The 25,174-nt window shown below is 43.1% G+C and carries 21 protein-coding genes and 2 pseudogenes; 6 read left to right on the top strand and 17 right to left on the bottom strand.

Going from position 1 to position 25,174, the window contains the following annotated elements; translation table 11 throughout:
• Nucleotides 1-74: 74 nt before the first annotated feature.
• Nucleotides 75-611: an alpha/beta hydrolase gene (locus V7K44_RS14245; protein WP_334932431.1), complete on the top strand. Its 537-nt coding sequence runs from the start codon at nucleotides 75-77 to the stop codon at nucleotides 609-611.
• Here the strand turns inward: V7K44_RS14245 and V7K44_RS14240 are convergent.
• From V7K44_RS14240 to V7K44_RS14210, 7 genes are all read right to left on the bottom strand, one after another.
• Complete coding sequence (locus V7K44_RS14240) at nucleotides 608-805, bottom strand: hypothetical protein (protein ID WP_012412012.1); 198 nt, start codon at nucleotides 803-805, stop codon at nucleotides 608-610. The two genes, V7K44_RS14245 and V7K44_RS14240, sit on opposite strands and share 4 nt — an antisense overlap.
• A 141-nt stretch (nucleotides 806-946) precedes the next feature.
• Nucleotides 947-1,567, bottom strand: coding sequence for a low-complexity tail membrane protein (locus V7K44_RS14235; protein WP_334932429.1), 621 nt, complete (start codon nucleotides 1,565-1,567; stop codon nucleotides 947-949).
• A gap of 103 nt (nucleotides 1,568-1,670) precedes the next feature.
• Nucleotides 1,671-4,832 carry a translation initiation factor IF-2 gene (infB, locus tag V7K44_RS14230; protein ID WP_334932427.1) on the bottom strand — a complete coding sequence of 1,054 codons (3,162 nt, stop codon included), beginning with the start codon at nucleotides 4,830-4,832 and terminating at the stop codon, nucleotides 1,671-1,673.
• A 479-nt stretch (nucleotides 4,833-5,311) separates the two neighbouring features.
• On the bottom strand, nucleotides 5,312-5,581 hold the full coding sequence (locus tag V7K44_RS14225; RefSeq protein WP_334822236.1) for a YlxR family protein: 270 nt from the start codon (nucleotides 5,579-5,581) through the stop codon (nucleotides 5,312-5,314).
• A gap of 148 nt (nucleotides 5,582-5,729) precedes the next feature.
• Nucleotides 5,730-7,016, bottom strand: a complete 1,287-nt coding sequence (gene nusA, locus V7K44_RS14220; protein ID WP_334932425.1) for a transcription termination factor NusA — start codon at nucleotides 7,014-7,016, stop codon at nucleotides 5,730-5,732.
• A gap of 237 nt (nucleotides 7,017-7,253) precedes the next feature.
• Nucleotides 7,254-7,715 carry a ribosome maturation factor RimP gene (rimP, locus tag V7K44_RS14215; protein WP_334932423.1) on the bottom strand — a complete coding sequence of 154 codons (462 nt, stop codon included), beginning with the start codon at nucleotides 7,713-7,715 and terminating at the stop codon, nucleotides 7,254-7,256.
• Between the two features lie 282 nt (nucleotides 7,716-7,997).
• Nucleotides 7,998-9,446: a hypothetical protein gene (locus V7K44_RS14210; RefSeq protein ID WP_334932421.1), complete on the bottom strand. Its 1,449-nt coding sequence runs from the start codon at nucleotides 9,444-9,446 to the stop codon at nucleotides 7,998-8,000.
• Between the two features lie 647 nt (nucleotides 9,447-10,093).
• Here V7K44_RS14210 and V7K44_RS14205 point away from each other — a divergent pair.
• Complete coding sequence (locus tag V7K44_RS14205) at nucleotides 10,094-10,771, top strand: peptidoglycan-binding domain-containing protein (protein WP_334932419.1); 678 nt, start codon at nucleotides 10,094-10,096, stop codon at nucleotides 10,769-10,771.
• A gap of 35 nt (nucleotides 10,772-10,806) precedes the next feature.
• Here the strand turns inward: V7K44_RS14205 and V7K44_RS14200 are convergent, their stop codons facing one another.
• On the bottom strand, nucleotides 10,807-11,700 hold the full coding sequence (locus tag V7K44_RS14200; protein ID WP_334932417.1) for an SDH family Clp fold serine proteinase: 894 nt from the start codon (nucleotides 11,698-11,700) through the stop codon (nucleotides 10,807-10,809).
• Between the two features lie 105 nt (nucleotides 11,701-11,805).
• Nucleotides 11,806-13,701, bottom strand: a complete 1,896-nt coding sequence (locus tag V7K44_RS14195; protein ID WP_334932415.1) for a serine/threonine-protein kinase — start codon at nucleotides 13,699-13,701, stop codon at nucleotides 11,806-11,808.
• A 295-nt stretch (nucleotides 13,702-13,996) separates the two neighbouring features.
• Between V7K44_RS14195 and V7K44_RS14190 the strand changes: the two genes are divergently transcribed.
• Nucleotides 13,997-14,917: a Tll0287-like domain-containing protein gene (locus tag V7K44_RS14190; RefSeq protein ID WP_334932413.1), complete on the top strand. Its 921-nt coding sequence runs from the start codon at nucleotides 13,997-13,999 to the stop codon at nucleotides 14,915-14,917.
• Between the two features lie 209 nt (nucleotides 14,918-15,126).
• On the opposite strand, the gene V7K44_RS14185 is transcribed toward V7K44_RS14190, so the two are convergent.
• Nucleotides 15,127-16,377 (bottom strand): serine/threonine-protein kinase, encoded by a 1,251-nt coding sequence (locus V7K44_RS14185; RefSeq protein ID WP_334932411.1) that lies wholly within the window; start codon nucleotides 16,375-16,377, stop codon nucleotides 15,127-15,129.
• A 358-nt stretch (nucleotides 16,378-16,735) separates the two neighbouring features.
• Between V7K44_RS14185 and V7K44_RS14180 the strand changes: the two genes are divergently transcribed.
• On the top strand, nucleotides 16,736-16,978 hold the full coding sequence (locus tag V7K44_RS14180; RefSeq protein ID WP_334932409.1) for a hypothetical protein: 243 nt from the start codon (nucleotides 16,736-16,738) through the stop codon (nucleotides 16,976-16,978).
• Here V7K44_RS14180 and V7K44_RS14175 read toward each other — a convergent pair.
• From V7K44_RS14175 to radA, 6 genes and pseudogenes are all read right to left on the bottom strand, one after another.
• A pseudogene (locus tag V7K44_RS14175) lies at nucleotides 16,961-17,773 on the bottom strand (Uma2 family endonuclease). The gene V7K44_RS14180 and the pseudogene V7K44_RS14175 sit on opposite strands and share 18 nt — an antisense overlap.
• Before the next feature lie 207 nt (nucleotides 17,774-17,980).
• Nucleotides 17,981-19,117: pseudogene (locus V7K44_RS14170) on the bottom strand (protein kinase domain-containing protein); the annotation flags it as partial.
• Nucleotides 19,118-19,229: 112 nt separating this feature from the next.
• A complete protein-coding gene (locus V7K44_RS14165; protein WP_334932405.1) occupies nucleotides 19,230-19,469 on the bottom strand; it encodes a type II toxin-antitoxin system HicA family toxin in 240 nt (79 codons plus the stop codon).
• Nucleotides 19,469-19,711 (bottom strand): type II toxin-antitoxin system HicB family antitoxin, encoded by a 243-nt coding sequence (locus V7K44_RS14160; RefSeq protein WP_334932403.1) that lies wholly within the window; start codon nucleotides 19,709-19,711, stop codon nucleotides 19,469-19,471. Before V7K44_RS14160 ends, V7K44_RS14165 begins: the two co-directional genes overlap by 1 nt.
• A 225-nt stretch (nucleotides 19,712-19,936) precedes the next feature.
• Nucleotides 19,937-20,686: a Uma2 family endonuclease gene (locus V7K44_RS14155; RefSeq protein WP_334932401.1), complete on the bottom strand. Its 750-nt coding sequence runs from the start codon at nucleotides 20,684-20,686 to the stop codon at nucleotides 19,937-19,939.
• A 151-nt stretch (nucleotides 20,687-20,837) separates the two neighbouring features.
• Nucleotides 20,838-22,364: a DNA repair protein RadA gene (gene radA / locus V7K44_RS14150; protein WP_334932399.1), complete on the bottom strand. Its 1,527-nt coding sequence runs from the start codon at nucleotides 22,362-22,364 to the stop codon at nucleotides 20,838-20,840.
• Between the two features lie 170 nt (nucleotides 22,365-22,534).
• On the opposite strand from radA, the gene rpaB reads away from it, so the two are divergent.
• Both rpaB and V7K44_RS14140 read left to right on the top strand, forming a co-directional pair.
• Nucleotides 22,535-23,263, top strand: coding sequence for a response regulator transcription factor RpaB (gene rpaB / locus V7K44_RS14145; RefSeq protein ID WP_012412029.1), 729 nt, complete (start codon nucleotides 22,535-22,537; stop codon nucleotides 23,261-23,263).
• A gap of 59 nt (nucleotides 23,264-23,322) precedes the next feature.
• Entirely contained in the window at nucleotides 23,323-23,961 is a 639-nt protein-coding gene (locus tag V7K44_RS14140; RefSeq protein ID WP_334932397.1) for a cofactor assembly of complex C subunit B, read from the top strand.
• 168 nt (nucleotides 23,962-24,129) lie between these two features.
• On the opposite strand, the gene V7K44_RS14135 is transcribed toward V7K44_RS14140, so the two are convergent.
• Nucleotides 24,130-25,044 carry a M48 family metallopeptidase gene (locus V7K44_RS14135; RefSeq protein WP_334932395.1) on the bottom strand — a complete coding sequence of 305 codons (915 nt, stop codon included), beginning with the start codon at nucleotides 25,042-25,044 and terminating at the stop codon, nucleotides 24,130-24,132.
• Nucleotides 25,045-25,174: the final 130 nt, after the last annotated feature.

Below are 25,174 nucleotides of genomic sequence, written 5' to 3'. Positions count from 1 at the left end.
TAAAGCTAGATACTGCGACTACTTCTGCTGGAATACGATTGCAGGAAAAGCAAACCTATTGGAAATCGGGAGAAATGCGTTTTTATTTTTTGGGGCTACGTCGTCTCTTAGTTTTAGTGGGTAGTATCTGTCTTCTATTTTTGTCCACTCCTGCCTTTGCTGCGGAACGAGTAGTGTTGAAGTATGGTATCTTCCGCGAATCACTTTCTGTAGAGGAACTATCCACCTTTGCTCAAACAGGCGAACTCTCACGTTCACTAAGAGTGAATTTAGCTTTAGCGCGACAAGACCCCAAAGCCATTCGCCAGTATTTAACAAAGCCAGTGAAGGTAAACCCTGTATTTTTAGATAGAGTGCTAAATAGCCAGATTGGTAATATTATTTTGGCTCAAATTAGTCAAGTTATTTCTACACCGTCTCGGAGAGCAGATCGGCAGGCTTTACGAGCTGCTTTGGTACTTTCTGCGAGTCAAGACGGCCAAGTATCGCTGATTGAAATTATTAAGAATTATCCCACCAATGAAGTGGAAGTTGATGGCGATCGCTTGGAGAGTGCATACCGTCAACTCCGCCGCTTGCAAACAAACCTACAAGATTTATTAGGTGTTTAGTAAGCTAAAGTTTCTAAAGTTTCTCGTAAATACCGCTGTACCTGCTGTTCCAAGCGAATTCCATGCAATTGAGCATCGCGTTCTAGTTGCCAACGTTGAAAACCTGAACTAGTGGATATCGCACATTTGAGGCTATACCAAATTTCAGTATCGGCAGAAAATTGGCGATCGCTAGAAGCTGGAATTTGAGCCATAGTTCCTTATTCCTTTATTTTAAACTTCAACGGTAACTGGGCATTGGGCATTGGTTATTAATTGCTTTTCCCTCATTTCCCCCTGCTCCCCCTGCTCTCCTCTCTAGCCCTTGAAAGTGAAATAATATACTTTAGGGGCTACTACGAATCTGTATTGATCCTAAACAATGATTGCAATAATCGGGGCACGATTTGATTAACCCGCACTCCTAAAATGGTGAAATCTTGCTTAATCTTTTCTAAAGATAATGGCTCGATGCCAGCGAATTCTGTCTCATTAATCACCAAAACTCGCATTACACTCACAGGTATTTGTAAAAATAGATTGCTGCCTAAAAAGGCTAATCCCGCAAGCACTAGTGCAAGGCTGCGCCATTGTGGGAGGAATTTAGCTGAATTTGCTACTAATGGGGCAATTTGGTAAAGATTCCACAATATCCAAACCGATAATACTGCTGCCACTAATGCCAGGACACGATTTAATTTTGTATTAATTAAACAGAGAATTTTTCGCTGCCGTTCAGTCAGATTTTCTGGCTTTAGGGCTATTCCTAAAAGAGCAAATATATAAAAGGGGCGACGCAACTGCATCCATAGCAGTGGGAGAACACCAATGGCGGCAACTAGGGATAGCTCCATCCAGACTGGCAAAAACGGTTCGCCTACAGACAGGAACAATAAGCAGAGTACTAAAAAAACAGGCAACGTCGCCAATCCAGCGACGTGAATCCACAAAATAGGTTCAGAGCGAAATGAATGCATAATAAAAAGTTATGAGTTAAGAGTTAGGAGTTAAGAATTAGTAGTCTTTAACTCCTAACTCCTAATGTATCACTCCTAACTCCTAAGCATTTTACCCTTAACACTATCTCGTTAAGGTGAGAGTACGGCGCTTCGTAACCATCTGATAGGATTCGATGATGTCACCTTCAACCCAATCATTGAATTTATCCATGCCGACACCGCATTCATAACCTGCGTTGACCTCACGGGCATCTTCTTTCATCCGTTTTAGGGAATCAAGAACGCCTTCAAAGATCACTTTACCGCCACGTCGCACCCTGACTTTGCAGTTGCGAACTAGCTTGCCAGATTGAACGTAGCAACCGGCAACCGCACCACGACCGACTGGGAAGACAGCACGGACTTCGGTTTGACCCAAGGGTTCTTCCACCAACTCTGGTTCCAAAAGACCTTCCAAGGCATCTTGGATATCTTCTAGGAGTTTGTAGATGACGTTATATTCTCTGACATCTACACCTGCTTCATCGGCGGCTTGTCTAGCACCACTGGCAAAGGTGGTGTTGAAGCCGATAATTACAGCGTTACTGGCAGCGGCTAAATCGATATCTGTCTCGGTGATTTCCCCAGCAGTCGCCAACAGCATCCGAATTTGGACTTCGTTTTGCGGGATTTGCTTGAGCGCTCCCACAATAGCTTCTACGGAACCTTGTACGTCTCCTTTCAAGATCAAGTTGAGTTCTTTCAACTCGCCTTCTTGTGCTTGAGCGGACAGCGTTGTGAGGGTAACACGTCCTTGTAACAGGCGGGATAGGCGTTGTCTATCGGCGCGATCGCTAGCGAGGGATCTGGCTTCTTTTTCGTTGTGGAAGACCTCGAACTCGTCGCCGGCGGCTGGCACATCACTTAAACCTAGTACCTCGACAGCAAAGGAAGGAGAAGCAATGTCTACTCTCTTACTTCTGTCATCTACCATCGCTCGGACTTTACCAAAGGCCGAACCAGCTACCAAGATATCTCCCACATGCAGGGTGCCATTCTGAATTAGCAGGGTAGCAACTGCTCCCTTGGCTTTATCCAGATGTGCTTCAATGACAGTTCCTTTGGCGGTACGATCTGGGTTGGCAGATAGTTCTGCAACCTCTGCTACTAACAGAATCATCTCTAAGAGCGTATCCAGATTTTCACCTCTGATGGCGCTCACCGGAACCATGATTGTCTCACCACCCCAGTCTTCTGCGGTCAGACCATACTGGGTCAGTTCTTGTTTAACCCGCTCTGGCTGTGCCCCTTCTTTGTCAATTTTGTTAATTGCAACAACAATTGGCACTCCCGCAGCTTGGGCGTGACTAATGGCTTCAATGGTTTGGGGACGGACACCATCATCAGCAGCCACTACTAACACCGCAATGTCTGTTACCCGCGCTCCTCGTGCCCGCATAGCTGTAAAGGCTTCGTGACCAGGAGTATCCAGGAAGACTATCTGCTGTGGTTTGCCCTCATGTACTATATCTACATGGTATGCACCAATGTGCTGAGTGATACCGCCAGCTTCGCCAGCAGCCACCTTAGTTTTGCGGATTGAGTCCAGTAGGGTTGTTTTACCGTGGTCTACGTGACCCATAATTGTCACGACAGGGGGACGGCGATGAAGATATTCTTGGTCTTCTGCGCCGACCATTTCCGTGATTTTCCGAGCTTCTGCTTCTCGTTCGACGGTTTCAACTTCTATTTCTAGTTCTTTTCCTACCAAAGTAATTGTGGGAATATCTAGATTTTGAGTGATACTCACCGCCATACCTTTAAGGAACAGGATTTTGACAATCTCTGTATCGGGAACGGCTAAAACGTCAGACAGTTCTTGCACAGTCAACGGCCCTGTGATCGTCACTTTTTCGGGGCGATCGCGTTTTGTCTCGGCTTCTTGGCGACGGTTTTGGTGATGGTCGCGGCCCGAAGACTTGGAACCAGACCTAGAACCAGATTTTCTCCCTCTTGCAGTTGGGGCGCTAGCAAGGGTTGCACCTGGCATCTGTACAGGTCGAGTCGCTTTGGGTTTGGGAGGACGAGCGATCGAAAGGCTGACTTGGACGGTGGCTGGTGAGTCGATATCGTCATCATCCAGCAAATCTTCTTCAAACTCATCATCGAGTATGGGTTTGATCCGCTTGCCTTTAACGCCAGCTTTTGCCTTCTCTTTAACTTCGTCAATGATTTCCTCTTCTACCCACTTTTTGCCACCTTTGGTTGGGCGAGGGGGACTTGGGCGTTTCAAGTCGAGGAGATCCGGTGTGACTGGCTCATCACCCAATCCTTGAGATTTCCCCGCTATTCCTGACATCTGTCTGGGTGGAGTAGCGATCGGCATTGCGGCTGCTACTGCTTCACCTGGACGTGCCGGTCTGGGTCTTTGTCCCTCTCCCACTTGTGATGGTGCTGATGGTCTATTACCCCTCTGCTCTGGTCTGCTGGGTGCAGGGGTAGGACGAGTTGTCCTTTGTGGCGCACCTGGTGCGGACTGGTCTGTTGGCAGTTTAGCGACTCTTGGCTTAATTTGCTCGCGATCGCCTTCTGCGGGACGTAGCCGTTGGTCGCGTTTGAGGATCGGTTTATCTGCCTGAGATACTGGCTGCTCATCTACTACCTGGGCAACTTCTGCCTCAGGTCTGGCTGGAGGAGCAACTAGTTGCGGTTTGATCGGTTTTTCCGATTTTGGTCTGGGTGAAACTGTTTTTTCCGGTTTTTGGGATGCTATTTTTTCCGGTGCCGGATTTGGATTAGGCGTTTGTTCCAAGTCAGCGATCGGAGGTTGCTCTTGAGTCTCAGATTGAGTCCGGGGCACAGGTCGAGTTGGTGCTGCCGGTTTCAGGGGTGAGACTGGTGTAGCGAAAGGCCGTGGAGGAGAGGGAGGATTAGCTTCAGACAAGGCAGCTTGGGTATTGTTAGCAAGTGACGCCTCGGAGGCGTTGGAGGTAGTATTTCTCAATATTTTGGGTTTGCGTATTTCCAAAATTTGCTGTTTGTGGGGTGCAGCAGGTCGGTTACGTCCGCCGTTCGGTGGTGAATTCGGCTTATGGCTGGTTGTACCTAGTTCCTTTTTGGCTGACACATTCGTAGTTGCTAGCTTTTCTGCTGCCGCCCGGATGTTTTCTGCCTCGGATTCTGAGATCGTGCTGCTATGGCTTTTGACCGCAATATCGAGCTGGTCGCAAATTGCTAGTAGCTCTTTGTTATCCAAATTCAATTCCTTTGATAATTCATAAATTCTAACTTTGCCGTTGTTCATCCACTCTTCCCCTTTAATTTACAGTTTTAGCGGATGGTTGCCTGGTTTGCGACATCTCCATCCTTGGATTACTGTTTTTAGACTGCCGTTCAGTTTTTGCCGGTGCCTCCAATCAGGAAAGAGAGATGTTTCGGTTTAATAATGGCATCCCCACCAGGAATGATGGTTGAGGGATACCCATAAAAATTTCTTAAATAAAAGATTTTTATAGGAACCCTTGACGCCGAACTGCGCCTGAGCGCTACCAGGTTGCCATTTTGTAGTTTCTTGTTTTGTTGATTCTGAGTCTTCCACAACACAATCGATTACATCTTGTTCTGGGAGTGTTGCCTCGCCCCTCGTTATTAGAGAGCCGAATGCCTTTTACACCCATTTACTATTTTGGCACTAACCTTAACGATCAACAGAGCGTGTGATGAAAGCACGACTTCGGCTTTCGACACAATTCATCTAATGATTACGTCACAAAGTTGTTCCAACTAAATTTGGTTTTGGGTATTACTGCGGGCTAGACGTTGCGACAAGCTTTGGTACAGTGCTTCTGGCACTGATGCATGTAGCGATCGCCCTAGTCGATTTTTTTTTTGAGCTGCTTGTAGGCAACTCGTTTCTGGACAAATATAGGCGGAACGCCCCATGCCCTGATCTAATTGTACCTTTCCCGATGGAAAGACGCGGACAATCCGCCAAAACTCATCTTTTGAGCCTACTTTACGGCAACTAATACAGCGCCGATAATTTGGTTTCATCGGTTCTCTACGATCTCAGCCCAGGATAATGGAAGTAAAAAGAAGCTTATTATTACTATTTTTTACTTATACCAAGTAGCTTTTGAGAAAATAATCCTTGAGACTGAGACTACAATCTACAGTATCAAAACTTTACAAAATTAATCAATTATTCATCATCATTGTTGTCAAAACTATCTTCCTCTTCTAATTCTTCCTGACTTTCATCCTCGAATTCTTCTTCATATTCAAGATCGTCTTCCTCGGATTCCTCTGATTGATATTTTGTTCTGACAGCTGCAAATTTGGCATCCTCTCCTGCAAAGTCATACTTAGCTTTGTCTTTGATGTCTATTTTCCAGCCAGTTAGACGGGCTGCCAAACGGACGTTTTGCCCTTCCTTACCAATGGCCAAACTCAATTGATCTTCAGCTACAAGTACGTGAGTTTGGCGCGATTCTGGGTCCATTAGGCGCACTTCATCTACCCGTGCTGGACTTAAGGCATTAGCAATGTATGTTGCTGGGTCTGGCGACCAGCGAATTACATCTATTTTTTCACCGCGTAATTCGTTGACTACCACTTGAATTCGCGATCCCCTGGCTCCAATACAAGCGCCTACTGGGTCTACATCGCGATCGAGAGTATCTACTGCTATTTTAGTCCGGGGTCCGACATAACGGGAAGGGGGGTTTGCCTCCCTCGCTACGGCAACAATCCGTACAACTTCATCTTCAATTTCTGGGACTTCGTTGGCGAAAAGATAAACTACTAAACCAGCATCAGCACGAGACACAAGCAACTGTGGTCCTCGTTGCTGACCTTGGGAGACTTTTTTCAGATATACCTTGAAGGTGGCATTTGCCCGATAATTATCGTTGGGTAGCTGTTCCCGCTTGGGTAATTCGGCTTCTACTTCTGGCTGACCAAAATTACTGGTGACTGCCAAAACCACTGATTGCCGCTCAAACCGCAGGACTCTTGCTTGGAGAACAGTTCCTTCTAAATCTTGGAACTCTTCTTGCACCATCTGGCGCTGTTGATCCCGTAATTTTTGCGCCAATACTTGCTTAGTTTGCATCGCCGCCATCCGACCAAATTCTCCTTGGTCGGGGGTAACATCCAGCACCACAGAGTCCCCTAACTGCGCTTCGGGAGCGACTTGCTGAACTTCGTCTAGGGAAATTTGGTGGTCTGTGTTATCTACTTCCTCAACAATGGTTTTGGTGGAAAGAACGCGAAAGCCTTCTCCTTCAATATCGAGTTCTACTTCAAAATTCTCAAAATAATCTTCGTCAAACTGTCTGCGCTCTAAATTTTGGGCACGGCGATAACGTTCATAGCCTTTGAGTAGGGCTTCTCTAATCGCTGATTGAACTGCAAGCCGGGGTAAATTGCGATCGCGACTTATACTTTCAATTAATTCTTTTAATCCAGCTAAAGTAACCATTGACATAAGCAATCTCCTTTAAAAATTAGGGAGTGGGGAGAGATGCGATTAATCGTGTCTCTACTGAGTGGCGACTCGGGACTAGGGACTGAAAACTACGCACTAGAGCCAGGGATTAGAGAATAGCTTTAAACTAATCTCTAACCTCTAGCCCCTAGCCTCTAACCTTTAGCCCTTAGTTCCTAATCTTTAGCCTTGAGCTAAGGTGCTCTAGTCTCTAACTCTTGAGCCATAGCCCTTTGTTTATCGGCGCTCCTCTAACTGCACCTTAGTAATTAGGGAGCGGGGAATTTGGACTACACGACCTTTTTGGTTTAAGTAAAGTGCTGTCTCATCCCGACGAATCAACAGACCAATCCACTCTTGTTGTCCGTCGTAGGGTGGCGTTGTAGAGATAATGACAGGAAATCCTTTAAAGGAAATAAACTCCCTGTCTGTTACCAGTTGTCGCGAAATACCAGGACTAGACACTTCCAAGACGTATGTATCTGGAACGATTTCCGCAGCATCTAAGGAGGCTTCTAAAGCACGGCTCATCCTCTCACAATCGTTCAACCCAGTGTCTTGCTCAGGATTGCGAATGTCTACCCGCAACACTGGTGGACTTTGGTTGGTATGAAAAACCACGCCAACCACTTCCAATCCCAGTTCTTCTGCTACTGGTGTCGCCAAATCAATAATTTGTGGAACTAAAGGATGAGCCATGAGAGAATTCAATAAAAAAAGTGGGCATCGACCCACTTCCTGCGATAGATATATCTTCCAAGAAGTCTTGTGACGAACCAAATGATGATTCGCCTAATTCGAGTTTAGCGCATTTCTTTTATAGTCGTGCATTGGGGATTGGGTACTTGTACTGAGCGTACCCCTACGGGGAAGCAAGCTATGGGTAGCGTCTGTCTGCGACACGCTGCGCGAACGTAGAGAAGTATTGGTTGTTTTTCTTATCCTCTCTTGTCCACTCATCTCTCTACTCCTCTGCTCTCCCTACCCTTCTCGTATTTTTGGGAGAGTAGCGCCTTTATCCACTACCACCGGCACTGATACTTGTGTTCGTAGCTGCCTGGTTTGCTCGATAATTTGGTCTATGTCTTCTTGGGATAAACGCTGGACATAGTTGAGTTTGATTTCCTCTAAGAAGTCAAACAGTAAACTCTGAATTTCTGAGAGTACATGTTTTTCCTTGATTTGAGATCCCAATACCTTAGTGAAGCTTTCTACTAGCTGACTGGTGAGTTTTGCTCCTACAGGGTCTTCAACAGCGCTAACTAAAGTTTTGTAAAGATTAGTTGTGATTTGAGTCGCCAGTTGTTCGCTTAACTGGGTTTGAGCCTGTCCCACGCCAGGGAGATTCTGGAGGTTGCGGTAGACGGGGACTTGATGGAAGACGGTTTCGATGTTGTGGCGCAGAATGGCAACGATCGCAGGTTGGATATCAGGTAGCACTTGGTAGACAATTGTTTTTATCAAAAGACCTGCGATCGCTTCCACTTCATTCACATTATTAATATCTATGTAGGGACGTAAATTTTCTTGTTGCGAGAGCCAGCTTGTCAACTCACCCCGCTGAATTGAACCCTGAACCTGATTAATCACCCTCACCACGACAATTTCTGTGAGTTCTTCGGCAAAATTGGCGACAATCCCCTGATTAATTTGCTTTCGCACTGGATGCAGATTCAATAACCGCGCTTGATCGAGGCGAATTAATACAGGTATGATTCGCAACCCTCGCCAAAATGGCAGTAGTAAAAATAAATCGTACCAACGCCACAATAGTGCTTCTAACCAGCTAAAACCAGGATGTTGGCGTTTGAGTAAGAAGGTGCGCCCCAGCAATTCTACGCCAAATAAAATCACAAAGAGTAAGTCAATAATCCAGAATTTATCAATAAAATCGCCATTTTCCCCGATTTGGCGGTAGTAGTTACTGGCGATCAAAGGGCGGATGCTTTTGTTAAAAAAATTAATTTCTTCAAGCCAGCCATTTTGTGATAAATGCGGCTGACTCCAAAAAGTAGCGAAGGACTGTTTTGCAGATTCTTTGCGGATGTGCGATCGCATCCTTTGTTTGATTTTCTCCAGCGTCCCACTCTTATTTGCTCCCGCAAACGGGTTACTGTCAATCATCTCGCTGCTAAGACGACTTATTTGTATTAGCCTGTTATTTACTTGAGGCGACTCTAACCCACTTTGCCTAATTTGTTCTTCTAATGCGTCTACTGTTTCTAGATAACTTTTTGTGTCTCGATGACTTTCAATACCTTTGATTGGGTCATAAATCTTAGTAATTTGGGGAAGTTTTCGCAAGTAGAAATCTCGCCAAGGTACGTAACTTAAATCGAACAACACTAAACTTAAATTTACGGTGGCAGCAATTGCCATAAATCTTTCAAACCAAAGATTACGCTGCTTAGAAGATTTTACATTTTTCATTTTCCGTAAAATATGATACTTGTTTGGGTATTTAAAATATAAACTCTTTCATTTATTAATTTTCTTTTTGCCTTTTCTAACCAATTAGAGCAATTTCCAGTCGAGTAGACCCTAGTAGAAGGGCACATCTGTCATGGCTGTCAATTTAAGCCCAAACTAAAACCCCTTTAAAACCTCTTTTCCAACCATAGGCTGAAAATACTCCTCATTGCAGAACAGCCACAGGTCAACAGACTAGACTTCTTGCATAAGTCGGGAAAAGGGAAGGGGAAAAGGTTCTGTATTGTCCCCTTCCCCTTTAACCAAAACCTTTTCCCCCTCTTGCAAAAGTGCTTTTTGCAAGAGGTCTACTGCCTTTCACCTTAATTTGACACAAATACACAGATGTGCATTTCTACGGCAATTTAGTGTTAAAAGGATTTATTCGATTCAAATGATAAGATAACCGCTATATCTCTGCCAACACAAGATCATTCTTTTGATAGATGACACAAATTATTTTCTAAATTTTTACCTAAATTTAACAAAAAAAATCACAATTTGTTCAAAATTCATTAAATAATCGTGAAAAAAGTTATTAAACAAACTTAAAATGCAGCTGTTAACGTTTATGATCCTGCTGATTTAACCCAAAGGAGTTTTTAAGTATGTGGTGTGGGTTTGGAAAATCAAGCGCAACCTTTGCTGTTACTTGCCTGATGACTGCTAGTTTGGTAATTGCAGACACAAGTTTTGCAGCCCCTCAAAAAAGTTATACGCCCCAGCAATTCCGTGAGGTATTGCGGGGATTAGGCTATAACGTCAAGGTAACAAATACTGCTTTGACGGATGAGGAAACTAAAAAGGCAATTCGAGAATTTCAGACTGGTTACAAGCTAAAACCTGTCGATGGCATAGCAGGGCCAAAAACCCAAGATTTTGCTGCTAACATCGTTCAAATTCTGCACAGAAATTTGAATGTAGTGGTGAAGCCAAATCCTCCCCTACCGCGCGATCATTTTTATGGTTCCCGCACGGAAGAAGTGGTGAAGGAGTATCAGAAGAAATATCAGTTGCAAGAAACTGGAATTGCTAATTTAGCACTCCGCCAAAAGCTGAATGAAGAAGCAAAGACACTCTTTAGCCAGCCGACAACTAAACCAACAACTAAGCCGACAACTAAACCAACAACTAAACCGACAGCTAAACCAACAGCTACACCGACAGCTACACCGACAGCTACACCGACAGCTACACCGACAGCTACACCGACAGCTACACCGACAGCTACACCGACAGCTACACCAACAGCTACACCAACAGCTACACCAACAGCTACACCCTAGTCCCCACAAAAAACTCCTACCCCAAAACTAGCCCCTCAGGTCATCTGATTTGGTTCCTCTAGGGGTCTGCCCTTGGGTGTAGGTAGAATTGGACGGAGATCGTTGTAAGGCATAGGAATGTACTGCACGCTGGGTCGTCCTCCTTGTGGCTGTGGGTACAGATCCATGAGATCGTAAATAGAATGGGGCAGTCCGACGGTTACGGGCAGCCCCATTTCTGTTGCTTCTTCAATAGTGATGGGATAGTCGTGGGTGACGCGCCCAGTTGTCAAGGCTTCGATAATCGGTTCGATATTTTCTGGCAGAACTTTTTGTTTAGGTATACTGTCTTTTAGCAAAGTTCGCACAAATCGCTGTACCTGCTGTATAGCTTTGCGTGAGAGGTCGGCCATAATTAGAGTTTGGTCATCAATCTCACTGATGGGTTTATCTTCAACTACTTTTAGGATACTGGCTGCGGGGTAATTACCCAGTTGGGGATCAACTGGCCCCAAGACAGCGTTAGCATCCATAATAATTTCATCAGAGGCGATCGCAAGCATTGTACCGCCACTCATAGCATAGTGGGGTACAAAGACTGTGACTTTTGCTTGGTGACGAATTAATGCTCTAGCGATTTGTTCTGTAGCTAAAACCAAACCACCAGGAGTGTGCAAAATTAAGTCAATCGGTACATCTGGGGGTGTGAGGCGAATTGCTCGTAGTATTTGTTCTGAGTCTTCAATAGTAATGTAGCGAGATATGGGAATTCCCAAAAAGCTGATGGACTCTTGGCGGTGAATGAGTAAAATCACCCGACTTTTGCGTTCCTGCTGGAATTGTTGTAAAGCACGCAATCGCCGATATTCTATTTGACGTTTTTGCCAAAGGGGTTGCAAAGAAGTCAGAAGGAGGAAAATCCAGAATAAATCACCAATACCAAAGCCCATATAATTTATTTTTGTTCAAAAATAACGGTTGCCGTCATTATTGTCACAAATTTGGGGCGATCGCAGTTCTATCTATAGATTTATAGAAAAATTACGAATTATTTACTACCCCCTTCGCCAAATTTTAATAGTGTCGTCATCACTACCGCTAACTAGGGTTTGGCCATCGGGACTGAAGGCAACGCATCTAACATAGTTGGAATGCCCTGTAAGTGTGCTGATTTCTGTACCACTGTGTATGTGCCACAGTTTGATAGTGTTGTCCCAACTGCCACTAGCGAGAAATTGTCCATCCTGGCTAAAGGCGACTGACCAAACTGAATCAGAATGACCTGTGAGAGTACGAATTTCTCTGCCTGTATTTATATGCCAGAGTTTAACCGTGTTGTCACCACTACCACTAGCAATAATTTCTCCATTTTTGCTGAAGGCGATACAGTTGACAAAGAAAGAATGGCCTGTGAGTGTGTAAATGTTTCTGCCTGTGTATACTTGCCACAGTTTAATAGTGTAATCATTACTGCCACTAGCGACTAGTTGTCTATCCTGGCTATTGGTTGCAGCTGTTCTCGGAGAGTAGGCGACTGACGAAACTGAGTCGGAATGACCTGCGAAAGTTTGGATTTCTATGCCTGTGTTTACCTGCCACAGTTTGATTGTGCAGTCAGCGCTACCACTAGCCAAAAACTTGCTATCTGGACTAAAAGTGACAGAATTCACCCAATTAGCATGACCAGTGAGAGTACGAATTTCTTTACCCGTCTTGACATCCCACAATTTGATTGTATTGTCCCAACTGCCGCTAGCTAAGATTCCCCGGTTCAGGTCTGTAACTCCCGCAGATTTGCCGGATTCGCCTTGATAAGAAAGGTTTGAAGAGATTGGGCTAAAGGCGACGGAATGAACCATACTGGAATGACTAGAAGACCAACGACCCAGTTGACGCACTAGCTTGCCAGTACCTACTTGCCAAAGTTTGATGGTCTTGTCATTACTGCCACTAGCAATAAATTGTCCGTCTGGGCTAATGGCGATCGCATGAACCATACTAGAATGACCTTTTAGGGTCTGTACACATTGCCAGTTCTGCCGATCTAATACAACAGGTACAGGTACAGGTAGTTTCACTCTAGGTGTTATCACTAAAGTAGATGATATTTTAGTTATATCTTCCCCAATATCAGGACCCAATAAATCCAACCACTCCTGTACAGACTGGGGACGATACGTTGACTCCAGATCCATGCCGCACATAATAGCCTGATTTACCCTGTTGCTGATGTTGGGATTAAAATATTGTGGTGGTTCTAAATTAATATTGTGACGTCTATCATCTGCACTAGTTGGTACAACTGCGGTAAGCAAGTTATACAAAGTAGCGGCTAGGGCATAAATATCAATGTATTCTCCTCGCGGCGCTTCTGATTCATACTGTTCAGGTGGGGCAAAACCAGGAGTACGATACACTGTATGCCTTTGGATCATATTAGGAACAAATTCTCTAGCGATGCCAAAGTCTATCAGCACTGCTTCTAATTTATCAATGCGGATCATGATGTTGCGTGGTTTGAGATCCCGATGCAACAGTCCTTTAGAATGGATTAGGGTCAAAGCATCGCCAATTTGCCGGATGTACAGTAGTGCTTCTGCCTCTGATAGCACCCCTATTCGCCTCAAGCGCTGTGCTAAATCTTCCCCTTCGATGTAATCCATCACCATGCAGGGCAAATTCCCCTCATCAAAGATAGTTTCTATCTGTACTATATGAGGATGGTGGCACACAGCCAGCCGAACTGCTTCATCACGAAAGTCTTGCCGTAACTTGTTTCGGTGGAGTATCCAGGCGGGGTGATTCAGGATTTCTTCTTTGAGGGTTTTAATCACTCGCTGTTGATTTCGTTGATTTCTGGCAAGATAAGTAATGCCAATTCCGCCTTCACCTAATTGGCCTTCAATAATGTAGCGTCCCCCGAATAAAGACTTTCCTGCATTCCACACCATTAGTAATATTTGACAATTGCTGGTATTTATTTTGGCAAGGTATCAGAACAGCCAACACGAATTTTTGGGAATTCCATTTAAATTGCTGTTGTAGCTTTTTGGAACTTAATTACTTAGATAACATTTTCATTAACCTCAATAATTACTAATAGTATAAAGTTGGATATACCCTCATAGTTTTGCCTAAACTATGCCTTTATACGAAAACATGAAAGTTGAATTGCTCATGGTAGAGTAAACAGTAACTTTAGACATATTTGTTCATAATAATTTGACTTGTAGGTAATCTAAAATTATGCTAAAGAATCTCAATTTGAAACAAAAATTTACAATTCTGCTACTGGTAATTTTGACATTTGGTCTGAGCTTGAGTGGATTTACTCTTTCTTCTCTACTGAGGGAGAATGCTAAACAAGATATTAGCTCCACTGGTCTCATGCTCATCCAAACAATGAGTTCTGTTCGTAAATACACCAGTACTCAAGTGAATCCAGAGCTAGTTGATAAATTAGCTACTGAATTTTTGCCGCAAACCGTTCCTGGATACTCAGCACGAGAAGTGTTTGAAATTTTACGTAAAACAACAGACTACCGTGATTTCTTTTATAAAGAAGCAACTCTCAATCCCACAAATCTTCGGGATAAGGCTGACGGTTTTGAGACGGAAATTGTAGAACACTTCAGAAATAAATCAGACCTTAAAGAAGTTAGTGGATTTCGTTCAATTCCTGGAGGGGATATCTTTTATATTGCTCGTCCCTTAGCAGTTTCTGAACAAAGCTGTCTGGTCTGTCATAGTGTACCGGAAGCTGCACCTCAAAGTATGATTAGTCTTTATGGTGCTGCTAATGGATTTGGGTGGAAGCTTAATGAAATTGTTGGCGCTCAGATTATATCAGTACCTGCAAAGAATGTCATCAGCAAAGCCAATCAGTCTTCCTTACTAATTATCTTGATTGTATCAGCTATATTTATAGCGACTATCCTGTTAGTCAACTTGTTCTTGAATCGACAAGTTGTAATGCCTCTTAAACGCATGACTCGCATAGCCGAAGAAGTTAGTACGGGACATATGGAAGTTGAATTTGAGCAGATGTCTAATGATGAAATTGGTAATTTAGCTAAAGCCTTTAAACGGATGCAGTTAAGTTTAGAAATGGCGATGAAAAGAATCAAACGTACTCAAGGAGGTACAAGCGATTATAATAATTCGTAATGATGCTCTCTACGAGACGCTGCGTTTAGCTTGCTTAAGAGCAGTACGTGGATTAGCTACCGTTACGCTAACGTAATAACTTTCTGTAGAAGACGTTGCGTGTAGCTTTGCCAAAAAACCTTGTTACTTTTATTAGCTCTCTTGACTTAAATTTACAGAATTAGTTAAGAAATTAAAAATTATTCATCAATTTCATGATGTCTAAATCTCTATGAAAATAAGCTTTTTTTGAATTCAAAAGCTGCTTGAAAGTTAGGAATTTCCTTAGTTACAAGTTCAATAAATTGGTCAGCTGAAATATAAGGATTGTGAGCTAGTATTTCTTCTATAATCAGATTTGCCATTGGGCCGATGTGGTAGGCTAATTCTTGCTGGCAATGTTTGATAAATGCTGGTTGGAGTGAGGATTGTTGTTGCTGTTGTTCAATTCGTTGCCCAGTTTGTGGACTAGTCAGTGAACTAAAAATTGTTTCTTCAGATTGGTTATATGACTGCGATATGGTTGACATAGCCTGAAATTCAGGGTTAAATACCGTGGCTGGCAAATCATCAACCATGATTGCAGAAGATATTGCTATTTCTGGTTCTCCAATATGGACTAAATCTCTAAGAACTTCGCTGGCTGTTTGGTACCGCTTATTAGGTCTATCTTCCAACATACAATCAAGTACTTGAGCAAACCCATCAGTAACATAGGTATAATCACGCCAGTTCCATTCAAGTGAGTATTGATCCATTAGTAAAGATGGATCTCTAGCTGTGAGTAATACAATGGCAGTTACACCCAAAGCATAAAGGTCACTAGAGGGTGAACATAATCCCAAACTAATCTGTTCGCGGGGAGCATATCCAACTTTGCCTACAAGAGACATTTTGCCAACAAACGTTATTTGGTGGTTGGAACTTCTCCCCTCGTTAATATCAGCAATTTGCTTGCCTACCCCGAAATCAATCAGCACTGGCAGATCCTTGCCATCGGGTAACATGATGTTGTCAGGAGAAATATCTCGATGGATGATGTTGTGCTGATGGACATATTCCAAAACAGGCAGCAGATTCTTTAGCCACTGTATAACTTCGTCTTCAGAAAAATTTCTTCCTTGACGTTGAAGTTCTCCTAACAGTCTTGAATATGTTTTACCGTCAACATACTCTTGTACTAAAAATAGCCGGCCATCTCCTTCAAAGCAAGCCAAAAACTTGGGAATTTGAGGATGTTGCAATTGATGAAGAATTTTTGCCTCTCTTTTAAATAAGTTACGATATTGTTCTAGTCCACTTTCACCTGTGCCAATGGGTGCAAATTCTTTGAGGACACAGGCTTCATTAAACCGACGAGTGTCAAATGCTAAGTAAGTTCGTCCCAATCCTCCCTGTCCTAGAAGTTTTTGGATAATATAGCGGTTATCGATTAGAGTTCCAGCAGCTATTTCTGGTCTTGTCATAGGGGACTGTGACATCATCATCGCACTCCTAGCGATTTTGTTATTGATAAATTATCTAATTTGCTGAAAGTCAGAAACTCTAGCAGATAAGGGCTGATAACATCCTTTAAATTGAGGTTAGCACCACTATCAAGTCAAGGAAATACACTTTTCTACAATTTTCTGATGGTCTTGTGTTACCAAATAGACAATTTTAACCTGAGTAGTTTGCTCGTACTACTCATACTTAAGTATTTTAGCCGCCGCAACATAATCAGTGTCTGCGGTAATATCTGCAAATGTTCAGGGCATCGCCTTTGAGATTTGCTGCTAAACCTTATTTTCCCCTTAGTAACCCAATTGAAACTGAGTTGAGGAACAGTAAGGATATAGCGTGACATCATGGTTTTTCATAAAAACTGAGGTTGCTATAGACTTGCCGAAAGGAATATTATATGTATTTCAAGTGCTAAATATGCGATCGCTCTCAAAAATTAATCTTTCTGGGAGCCAATATCGTTATCAGATAGCTGCTTCGGTATCGGCTATCAAAGTTTTTAGTGCAGGTAACTCTTCAAAAGCAGAAAATTATACCGCGTATCAGAAAAGACTTGTAAAGCTACAAGAATTCATCTAGTTCATCAGGATTCACGCCTAACTGACGCAAACGTTCTATTAATTGTTCTACTTTTCCTTTGGCTTGAGCAACTTCTTGTTCCGCAATGATAGCTCGTTCAGTTGCAGCAGCGGCTTCCTCTGTGGGTGCGGGAATTAATTCTCCCGTCAAAGTGAAACACCTTAACCACAACCTTTCAATATCTCGAAATGAACCTTGCCATAAGCCTAAACTTAAATTTATCTCTGGCATTAGTAGGTATCCATTAGTCAAGTTCATAGGTTCATAGTGACCGCCTACTAACTGAAAAGCCCGAAGTTCGTTAGTACAGCGACTAAAAACAATATAATAGGGAATCCGCAAAATTCGTTCATAAACTTCCTATTTACTAGGAGGTTTATTTGCTGCACTTTCTCTTCTTGTGCCTAAATCTTCGTCTTCTGTACCTGGAGATAATAACTCAACAGCCACGAAAGGATTTGCTGGTTCTTGCCAAGTTACATAACTTAACCGTAAATCCTGCCCTTTGTATAATTTTCCTACGCCTACTACACCAAACCAATCTGGGCGCTTACACCACAAAGGATGCTGGAGATCGTAATAAAGATTAAGGTCAGCGGCACTGTAAACTAGTTCGGGATTCCAGTTAATGGGCTGAAAAGTTAAGTATAAAAGTAAGGGTTGTAAAAAGTGAAAATCGTCTGGCAAACCTGGTTCCTCTGGGTTGTCGCTTGGTAAATCATACATTGTTGGTAAGGTTTCCCAAGGAGGAAGCGGCGGATCGGATTGAGGGATATAGTTAGAAAATGTAGTCATATCTTTAGATTATTCAATAAAAGACCATATTTGCTGGATGCGTTGACGCACTTTTTCCCAATCATTTGGTTGTAAAACTCCTAATTGACGGTCTAATAGACGTTTTTCTACTGTGTTTATCTTATGCAACCTAACTACCGACGGACGCATTAAACCTGCTTGCTGCCATTCTATAATTTCAAAATAAAAAACCGTTTGAGTTATTTGACCACTTAGGGTGCGAATTTCCCTTCCTGTTGCGACTTCCCACAGTTTGATAGTGTTGTCTCTACTACCACTAGCCAACATTTGCCCATCACTACTGATGGCGACGGAATTAGCCGAGGAAGAATGACCACTCAAGGTGCGGAGAAGTTGACCTGTAGTTGATGACAAAAAGTGAATAATTGAATCTACCACACTTGCTAAAATATCTTCCTTGGGGCTGAGGGCTATTTTTCCAGAAATCCCCAGAATATTGTGGACGCATTCCCAAGATGGGGGTGTATTGGGACGAGAGATTACTGGTTGTGTTGGCGGTATGGGACTTGCACCCAACAAACCCAACCACTCCTGCACAGACTGGGAACGAAACTTGTAATTTAACGCCATCCCCTTCATAATTGCCTCATTCACCCTGTCGCTAACACTGCCATTCAACTCCTTGGGTGCTTGTAACGTAAAATTTTGCAGCCTAGCTAGTGCTAGCATCGGCAATTGTCCAGTCACTAAAGAATATAATGTAGCGGCTAAGGCATAAACATCAATATATTCTCCCCGTTGTTCAATAAGTGCATACTGTTCTGGTGGCGCATAACCATCAGTTCGATTCACTGTATGTCGTTGAACTCCACCAGAAATAAATTGTCTAGCAAGACCAAAGTCAATTAGCACCGCTTTTGGTTTACCCGCACGCATAATATTACTCGGCTTCAAATCCCGATGCAGCAAGCCTTTCTCATGAACTAATACCAAAGCTTCGCCAATTTGCCTAATATATTCCAGTGCTTCCCCTTCCGGTAACGCCCCTTTGTTGGTTATTTGCTTGCCCAAATCTTCGCCTTCGATGTACTCCATCGCCATACATGGCAAATTACCTTCATCAAAGACATTTTCTACCTGCACAATGTGAGGATGGCGACATAAAGCCAGTCGCAAAGCTTCATCCCGGAAGTCATGCCGTAATTTATCTTGATGTGGTATCCATTGGGGATGATTGAGGATTTGTTCTCTGAGGGTTTTGATGACTCGCAATTCACTGCGTCGATTTTTAGCAAGATAGGTAATACCAACTCCACCTTCGCCCAATTTTCTCTCGATTATGTAGCGACTACCAAATAACTCCTGCCCTGGATTCCACGCCATTGGTCAAAACCGTAGTTTTACTGATATTTATTTTGGCACACCATAAATATCAGTTTTTGCCAAGGTTGATGTGTAAACTTTGTATGCAATGTCTCTACATTAAGTTTTTTACTCAACTTTGCTCATAGGCTGTTAAGAATTCATCCCGCAAGATACCCACTTGAGTGCAAATTGATCTTAATGTCCCTGATTTAATTTGAGATTGATTAGGCATTACCAATGGTGTCTGCGATCCATCTTCATTTTCTCGCACCATGACAATATGTTCACGTTCCCGAATAATAAGAAATCCTAACAACTCAAATGCTTTGATAACTCTCTTCTTCGGAGCATCGACAGGAAACTTCGGCATTAAATAGCCACCTCTGCTTCTGTCATAAAAGCTTCGATTACTGGTGATTCATCTTCGAGCATTTCTTTGCCAAATATCTCAATGTAGCAGCGAATAGCTGACTTGACATCGGCTAAGGCTTCTTCATAGGTGTCACCTTGACCAACTATCGCCCCTTTTATACCAAGAGGATAGGCAACATAACCGTCAGAATGTTTTTCGACAATAATTTTGATTTGTTTCATCACTAGAGCGTTTAGCAAAGTAAACTTTAGGCAATTCTGATGCAGCCTACAATAAGCAGTATATTCAATCGTAATCAATTTATGGCGTAGGCGTAGCCCGTCGTAGACATCGCAGTTGTTTAACCCTCGTCTTACCTAACAACTGGTATTCAGCCCTACTTAATCATTTGTGAGAAACTAAGATCCCCGACTTGTCAAACAAACCGGGGATCTGTGGCTTTCAATTTTTCCTAAAACATTTCATCACATTTCTGGCTCAATTCCCGCCGCCCGCAATTGTGCTGCTAGTCGTTCAGCACGTTGGCGTTCTTGTTCGGCGCGTTGGCGTTCCTGTTCAGCACGTTGGCGTTCTTGTTCAGCTAATTCTGTTCCCCAAGGTAAAAGGTTTCCTTGTTCATCCCACCACCTTAACCACTTTCCTGTGCGGTTTTCACGAGTACCTTGTGACACTCCAAGGTAAAGATTGATTTCGGCTATCCAATAGCGTTGATTTTCGTCAGGCTCTTGCAAAATGTACTGTTCTGTGTTTTGTAAGTGATACATCTCTAAACTGCCGCTATCTGGTTCAAAGATGATGTAGTTTGGTACTTTTAAAATGCGCTCGTAGAAAAACCATTTTCCTGGGGGATATGTTGCTTTGATAGAATACTCTGTCTCCTGTGTATCGGAAACAAATTCCATGACAATTACGGGAATATCACCCTGTAGTTGAGGTGTGTAACTGCGTATTACTTCTTCTCTACTAACATTAATTTTGGCAATGAAAGCCCAATCAGGGGCTTTAATGACCATTTTGTTGTTTAAAGTGGCACAAATGCCGTAATTAGTTGTTGTTAGGGCGTTGGCTGAAATTTTTCCAGCTAATTGTAGGCTTTCCGTGAGTGCAGCAGCTAGTGCTGGTTGATTGATGTTATCCACTGGATCGTCCGGGAGTTTGTAATCATCGGGTAGTTTTTCCCAAGTGATTTGGTAGTCTTGGGTGAGGGTTGTCATGGCGGGTTTTCCTTTGGGGTGTAAAAGGGACTGGGGATTGGGGACTAAGGATTAGGGACTCGGTTTTCACTCGTAAAAATTATGAAATTTGCTTTGATCCTTCCCAAATTTTGGAACAATTTCCCAGTACCCAGTACCCAGTCCCCAATAGTTACTCATCTTCATCTGGTTCTAAATCGTCGGCTGTCAATTCCTGATGCGGGATGGCGGCGATAATTGCATCTATGACTTTAGAGACTGGTAATATCTCAATATTTAAATCGGGGAATTTTGTCCCTTTGGGCACGATCGCTCGTTTAAATCCCAACTTAGCTGCTTCTTTCAACCGCAGTTCCATTTGGGAAACCGATCGCACTTGTCCACCTAACCCAACTTCACCGATTAATACTGTACCGGGATCGACGATGCGATCGCGGAAACTAGCTACAATTGCGATCGCTATTCCTAAATCTACTGCCGGTTCTTCCACATTCAACCCACCCGCAGAAGCAACGTAAGAATCTAATTTTGACATGGGAATTCCCACCCGTTTTTCTAAGACGGCGAGAATTTGTACTAGGCGGTTGTAGTCTACGCCAGTTCCCGCACGTCGAGGAGAAGGGTAGCTGGTGGGACTTACTAAAGCTTGCAATTCCACAACGATGGGGCGAGTACCTTCGCAAGCAACCACAATGGCAGTACCTGGCGCTGGATCGTCACGGTTGCCTAAAAATAGCTCTGAGGGATTGGAGACTTCTCGCAGTCCCTCCGCTACCATTTCAAAGATACCGATTTCGTGAGTTGCACCGAAGCGGTTTTTGACTGTCCGTAATAACCGATGGGAGGCAAAGCGATCGCCTTCAAAATACAACACTGTATCAACTAAATGTTCTAAAACTTTTGGCCCAGCGATCGCTCCTTCTTTGGTAACGTGTCCCACAATCAGCATGGTGACATCTTCGTGCTTCGCCACCTTCATCAGTGCTGCGGTACATTCCCGTACCTGAGCTACTGAACCTGGTGCAGAAGTCAGTGCCGGAAAAAACACCGTTTGGATACTATCAATCACCGCCACATTTGGCTTGAGAGAGTCTATTTCCCGTAAAATTTCTTCTAAATCTGTTTCTGGCAGTACATATAAATCTGCACCTATACTGTCAGGATCTATGGAAAGTTTAGTCTCTACTACTACTGTTACATTCTCCTCATTCACCACACTTAGGGGTTTTGATACTCCCAAACGAGAAGCTCGTAATTTTACCTGCTGTCCCGATTCTTCACCAGTTACGTAAAGGATGCGGTATTTCTGCGCTAATTGATTTGATACTTGCAATAATAGAGTAGATTTACCGATACCAGGATCGCCACCAATCAGCACCATAGAGCCGGGGACAATCCCACCTCCAAGCACTCGATCCAATTCTTCATAACCAGACTCCCAGCGAGCGATTTGGCGATCGGTAATTTGATCGAATGTTAAAGAGGCTCGCGCTTTAGCTGGTTTATTGTGAGATTTGCCATTGCCTTGAGCGGATTGCCAACTACTCACGCCCCCTCGACTGGGTACATCTACTGAGGATTGAATAGTAATTTGTTCTTCTAGAGAGTTGTAAGTACCGCAAGCTGGACACTTACCAAACCACTGGGGCGATTCTGCTCCACATTCGTTACAAGTGAAAAAGGTTTTTGGCTTTGCCATTCTTAAATCTTATTAAATAATCTTAATATTTACTTAATTCTTGAAAAAAACTAAAAACTAATAATAGTGGTATTTAGAGCTTTTTCCAAATCAATTCATGGAATGATATCTTAATATTATGGTATTAAAAATTAATCATGTAAATTTTTAGTCAAGGAGCCTAGAGAAACTTGGAAAGCCATAAAGAAAAAATCTTGGTGGTAGACGACGAAGCCAGCATTCGCCGGATTTTGGAAACACGCCTTTCCATGATTGGCTACGATGTAGTGACGGCTGGCGACGGGGAAGAAGCTTTGGAAACTTTTCGCAAAACTGAGCCTGACTTGGTAGTTTTAGATGTAATGATGCCAAAGCTAGACGGCTATGGTGTATGTCAAGAATTACGAAAAGAATCAGATGTCCCCATTATTATGCTAACAGCCTTAGGTGATGTAGCCGATCGCATCACCGGATTAGAATTGGGTGCTGATGACTATGTAGTTAAACCATTTTCCCCCAAGGAGCTAGAAGCCCGGATTCGCTCGGTGCTGCGGCGAGTAGATAAAAACGGAGCTTCTGGAATTCCCAGTTCTGGGGTAATCCATGTTGCTAATATTAAAATCGATACGAATAAGCGACAAGTCTACAAAGGCGATGAGCGCATTCGATTGACAGGTATGGAGTTCAGCTTGTTAGAGTTGTTAGTCAGTCGCTCTGGAGAAGCTTTTTCTCGTTCGGAAATTTTGCAGGAAGTATGGGGTTATACACCAGAACGTCATGTGGATACCCGCGTAGTCGATGTACATATATCACGTTTGCGCGCAAAATTAGAAGACGATCCTAGCAACCCAGAATTGATTCTCACTGCACGGGGTACTGGTTATCTTTTCCAGCGGATTATTGAACCAGGAGAGGAGTAAGGAGATGAGGGAGCAGGGGAGGCAGGGGGACAAGGAGAATAACCCATGCCCAATGACAAATGACTAAACCCGATCCTAATCGAGTTTTGCGGCGTCTACCTATTGTCGTGGGTGGGCTAGGCGCTGTACTTTTATTGATTAACCGTTTATTGACACCGGAATTAACCCAGTCTCAATCGCGTGGTGATGTAGTGGGTGTGATTTTGAGTGCGGTGTTAATTTTGACGGGTTTAATTTGGCAGCAAGTTCAGCCGCGATCGCCTGATACTGTAGAACTAATTGGAGAAGAAGGTTTTGTACTCGCACCAGATTTACCTGAAGCCGTAAAAACAGAGCTAGCCTGGGCATCTCATTTATTGTTGACTAATACAGTAACGCGATCGCTTGTGGTTTTTTATCAAGGTAAAGTTTTGTTGCGTCGCGGGATTCTGGGTACTAAATCTGAAGTTGTGCCAGGAGTAATCTTAAAACAGGTACTCGAAAAACAAAAGCCGATTTATCTAGTTGCTCTAAAAATATATCCAGGTAGGCTTGAATTTGATTATTTACCAGAAAATACTCAAGGTGTAATTTGTCAACCTATTGGCAACCAAGGTGCATTAATTTTGGGAGCAAATGCTCCTCGCAGTTACACCAAACAAGATGAAAACTGGATTGCGGGAATTGCTGATAAATTAGCCGTTACTCTTAGTATTTAGATTGTCAGCTAGTTTAGGAGCCAGCCAATTTTAGTGAGACAAGGGGCTTAAGCCCCTTGTTTGGGAGCAAGCTCACAGTTAATCGGTATTAGCAAGTCAAGTTATTAAGTATCACAAGCGCATTTTAAATTTAAAAATTAAATCTAAAATTTTAAGTTTTAAATTCAATCACCAAGAAGTTAAAAAATTCCAACCTTCCTTTTCTTGCGGTGTCTTTCCTTCTTTATCTTCTAGTTCTTCCGGGATCTTTAAATTTGTCTGTTGAATTAAATTATCATATTCTCCTGAATCAACCCATTTTAATAACTCGCCAGCCCGCATAACTACCCAAGAAAGCCCAGATTCTGTATAGCTTAATATTTTGGTGACTTTATCCACACTATCAAAGTTATTGGATGCAAACTCACGAGCTTGAATGAGAAAATCTTCAATTACAGCAGTAGTCAAGTACTCATCTGGTAAACCCGCGAGTTTCATCAGTGTAGTAGTTGCTATGTTAATATCCTGACAAGCAAGCAAAGCAGCCCGATCGGCAGTAAACCTAGCCATCATCCGCCAATTATACAAACCTAGTTCCATTCCACCAGCTACCAAACCACCTACACCCAGTGTGGTACTGCTCAACAAATTTTTCAACGTTGGCATAACAATTGCCATTTGGTGATAAACCATGTGCTGACTCTTGATGCGAGCAACTTCATGTCCAAAAACGTAAATTAATTCATCTGAGTCAAGCCACTCCATTGCATCTAAATTGATACCGACAAGGGGTTTTTCCACGCCAACAATGTAGGTTTGAATGTTACCTGTGCCTCGAAATAGATACAATTCAGGAAGTGGATCAACATCAAGAATTTGGCAAGTTTCTACAAATGCTTGATGTAATTGGGGAAAATTACGGGGTGAAATTCTGATTTCACTACCAAGGCTTTGCAGTCTGAGTAGGCGATCGATGCCGTATTCGTTAATTTTTTTGAGTAGTAAGGAGACACCGGGCATATTTTGCAAAGAAGCCAAGGCTTTGCGATCAAAGGGGTGCTCGTAGGTTTTAGAACTTAGTCCAGTTAATATTTTTCTCGTCATAGGTTTTGAGCTTTTAAATAGCAGTTTAGAAGCATTAGGCAAACTTGCACCACATTGTACTAGGCATTTTTCGCTATCTTACCCAGATAGAATAAACAGTAGGAGCGCGCAGATGTGCATACGTGTCAAC

Origin of the sequence: Nostoc sp. (assembly GCF_036917235.1) — a bacterium.
In the GTDB taxonomy this organism is placed as follows: Bacteria; Cyanobacteriota; Cyanobacteriia; order Cyanobacteriales; family Nostocaceae; genus Nostoc.
This window is presented reverse-complemented; position numbering and strand designations above follow the sequence as displayed.

What these genes read in the sequence shown, in the direction of transcription:
- V7K44_RS14245 (WP_334932431.1), top strand. Translation starts at nt 75, where the DNA reads ATGCGTTTTTATTTTTTGGGGCTACGTCGTCTCTTAGTTTTAGTGGGT.
- V7K44_RS14240 (WP_012412012.1), bottom strand. Translation starts at nt 805, where the DNA reads ATGGCTCAAATTCCAGCTTCTAGCGATCGCCAATTTTCTGCCGATACT.
- V7K44_RS14235 (WP_334932429.1), bottom strand. Translation starts at nt 1,567, where the DNA reads ATGCATTCATTTCGCTCTGAACCTATTTTGTGGATTCACGTCGCTGGA.
- infB (WP_334932427.1), bottom strand. Translation starts at nt 4,832, where the DNA reads ATGAACAACGGCAAAGTTAGAATTTATGAATTATCAAAGGAATTGAAT.
- V7K44_RS14225 (WP_334822236.1), bottom strand. Translation starts at nt 5,581, where the DNA reads ATGAAACCAAATTATCGGCGCTGTATTAGTTGCCGTAAAGTAGGCTCA.
- nusA (WP_334932425.1), bottom strand. Translation starts at nt 7,016, where the DNA reads ATGTCAATGGTTACTTTAGCTGGATTAAAAGAATTAATTGAAAGTATA.
- rimP (WP_334932423.1), bottom strand. Translation starts at nt 7,715, where the DNA reads ATGGCTCATCCTTTAGTTCCACAAATTATTGATTTGGCGACACCAGTA.
- V7K44_RS14210 (WP_334932421.1), bottom strand. Translation starts at nt 9,446, where the DNA reads ATGAAAAATGTAAAATCTTCTAAGCAGCGTAATCTTTGGTTTGAAAGA.
- V7K44_RS14205 (WP_334932419.1), top strand. Translation starts at nt 10,094, where the DNA reads ATGTGGTGTGGGTTTGGAAAATCAAGCGCAACCTTTGCTGTTACTTGC.
- V7K44_RS14200 (WP_334932417.1), bottom strand. Translation starts at nt 11,700, where the DNA reads ATGGGCTTTGGTATTGGTGATTTATTCTGGATTTTCCTCCTTCTGACT.
- V7K44_RS14195 (WP_334932415.1), bottom strand. Translation starts at nt 13,701, where the DNA reads ATGGTGTGGAATGCAGGAAAGTCTTTATTCGGGGGACGCTACATTATT.
- V7K44_RS14190 (WP_334932413.1), top strand. Translation starts at nt 13,997, where the DNA reads ATGCTAAAGAATCTCAATTTGAAACAAAAATTTACAATTCTGCTACTG.
- V7K44_RS14185 (WP_334932411.1), bottom strand. Translation starts at nt 16,377, where the DNA reads ATGTCACAGTCCCCTATGACAAGACCAGAAATAGCTGCTGGAACTCTA.
- V7K44_RS14165 (WP_334932405.1), bottom strand. Translation starts at nt 19,469, where the DNA reads ATGCCGAAGTTTCCTGTCGATGCTCCGAAGAAGAGAGTTATCAAAGCA.
- V7K44_RS14155 (WP_334932401.1), bottom strand. Translation starts at nt 20,686, where the DNA reads ATGACAACCCTCACCCAAGACTACCAAATCACTTGGGAAAAACTACCC.
- radA (WP_334932399.1), bottom strand. Translation starts at nt 22,364, where the DNA reads ATGGCAAAGCCAAAAACCTTTTTCACTTGTAACGAATGTGGAGCAGAA.
- V7K44_RS14140 (WP_334932397.1), top strand. Translation starts at nt 23,323, where the DNA reads ATGACTAAACCCGATCCTAATCGAGTTTTGCGGCGTCTACCTATTGTC.
- V7K44_RS14135 (WP_334932395.1), bottom strand. Translation starts at nt 25,044, where the DNA reads ATGACGAGAAAAATATTAACTGGACTAAGTTCTAAAACCTACGAGCAC.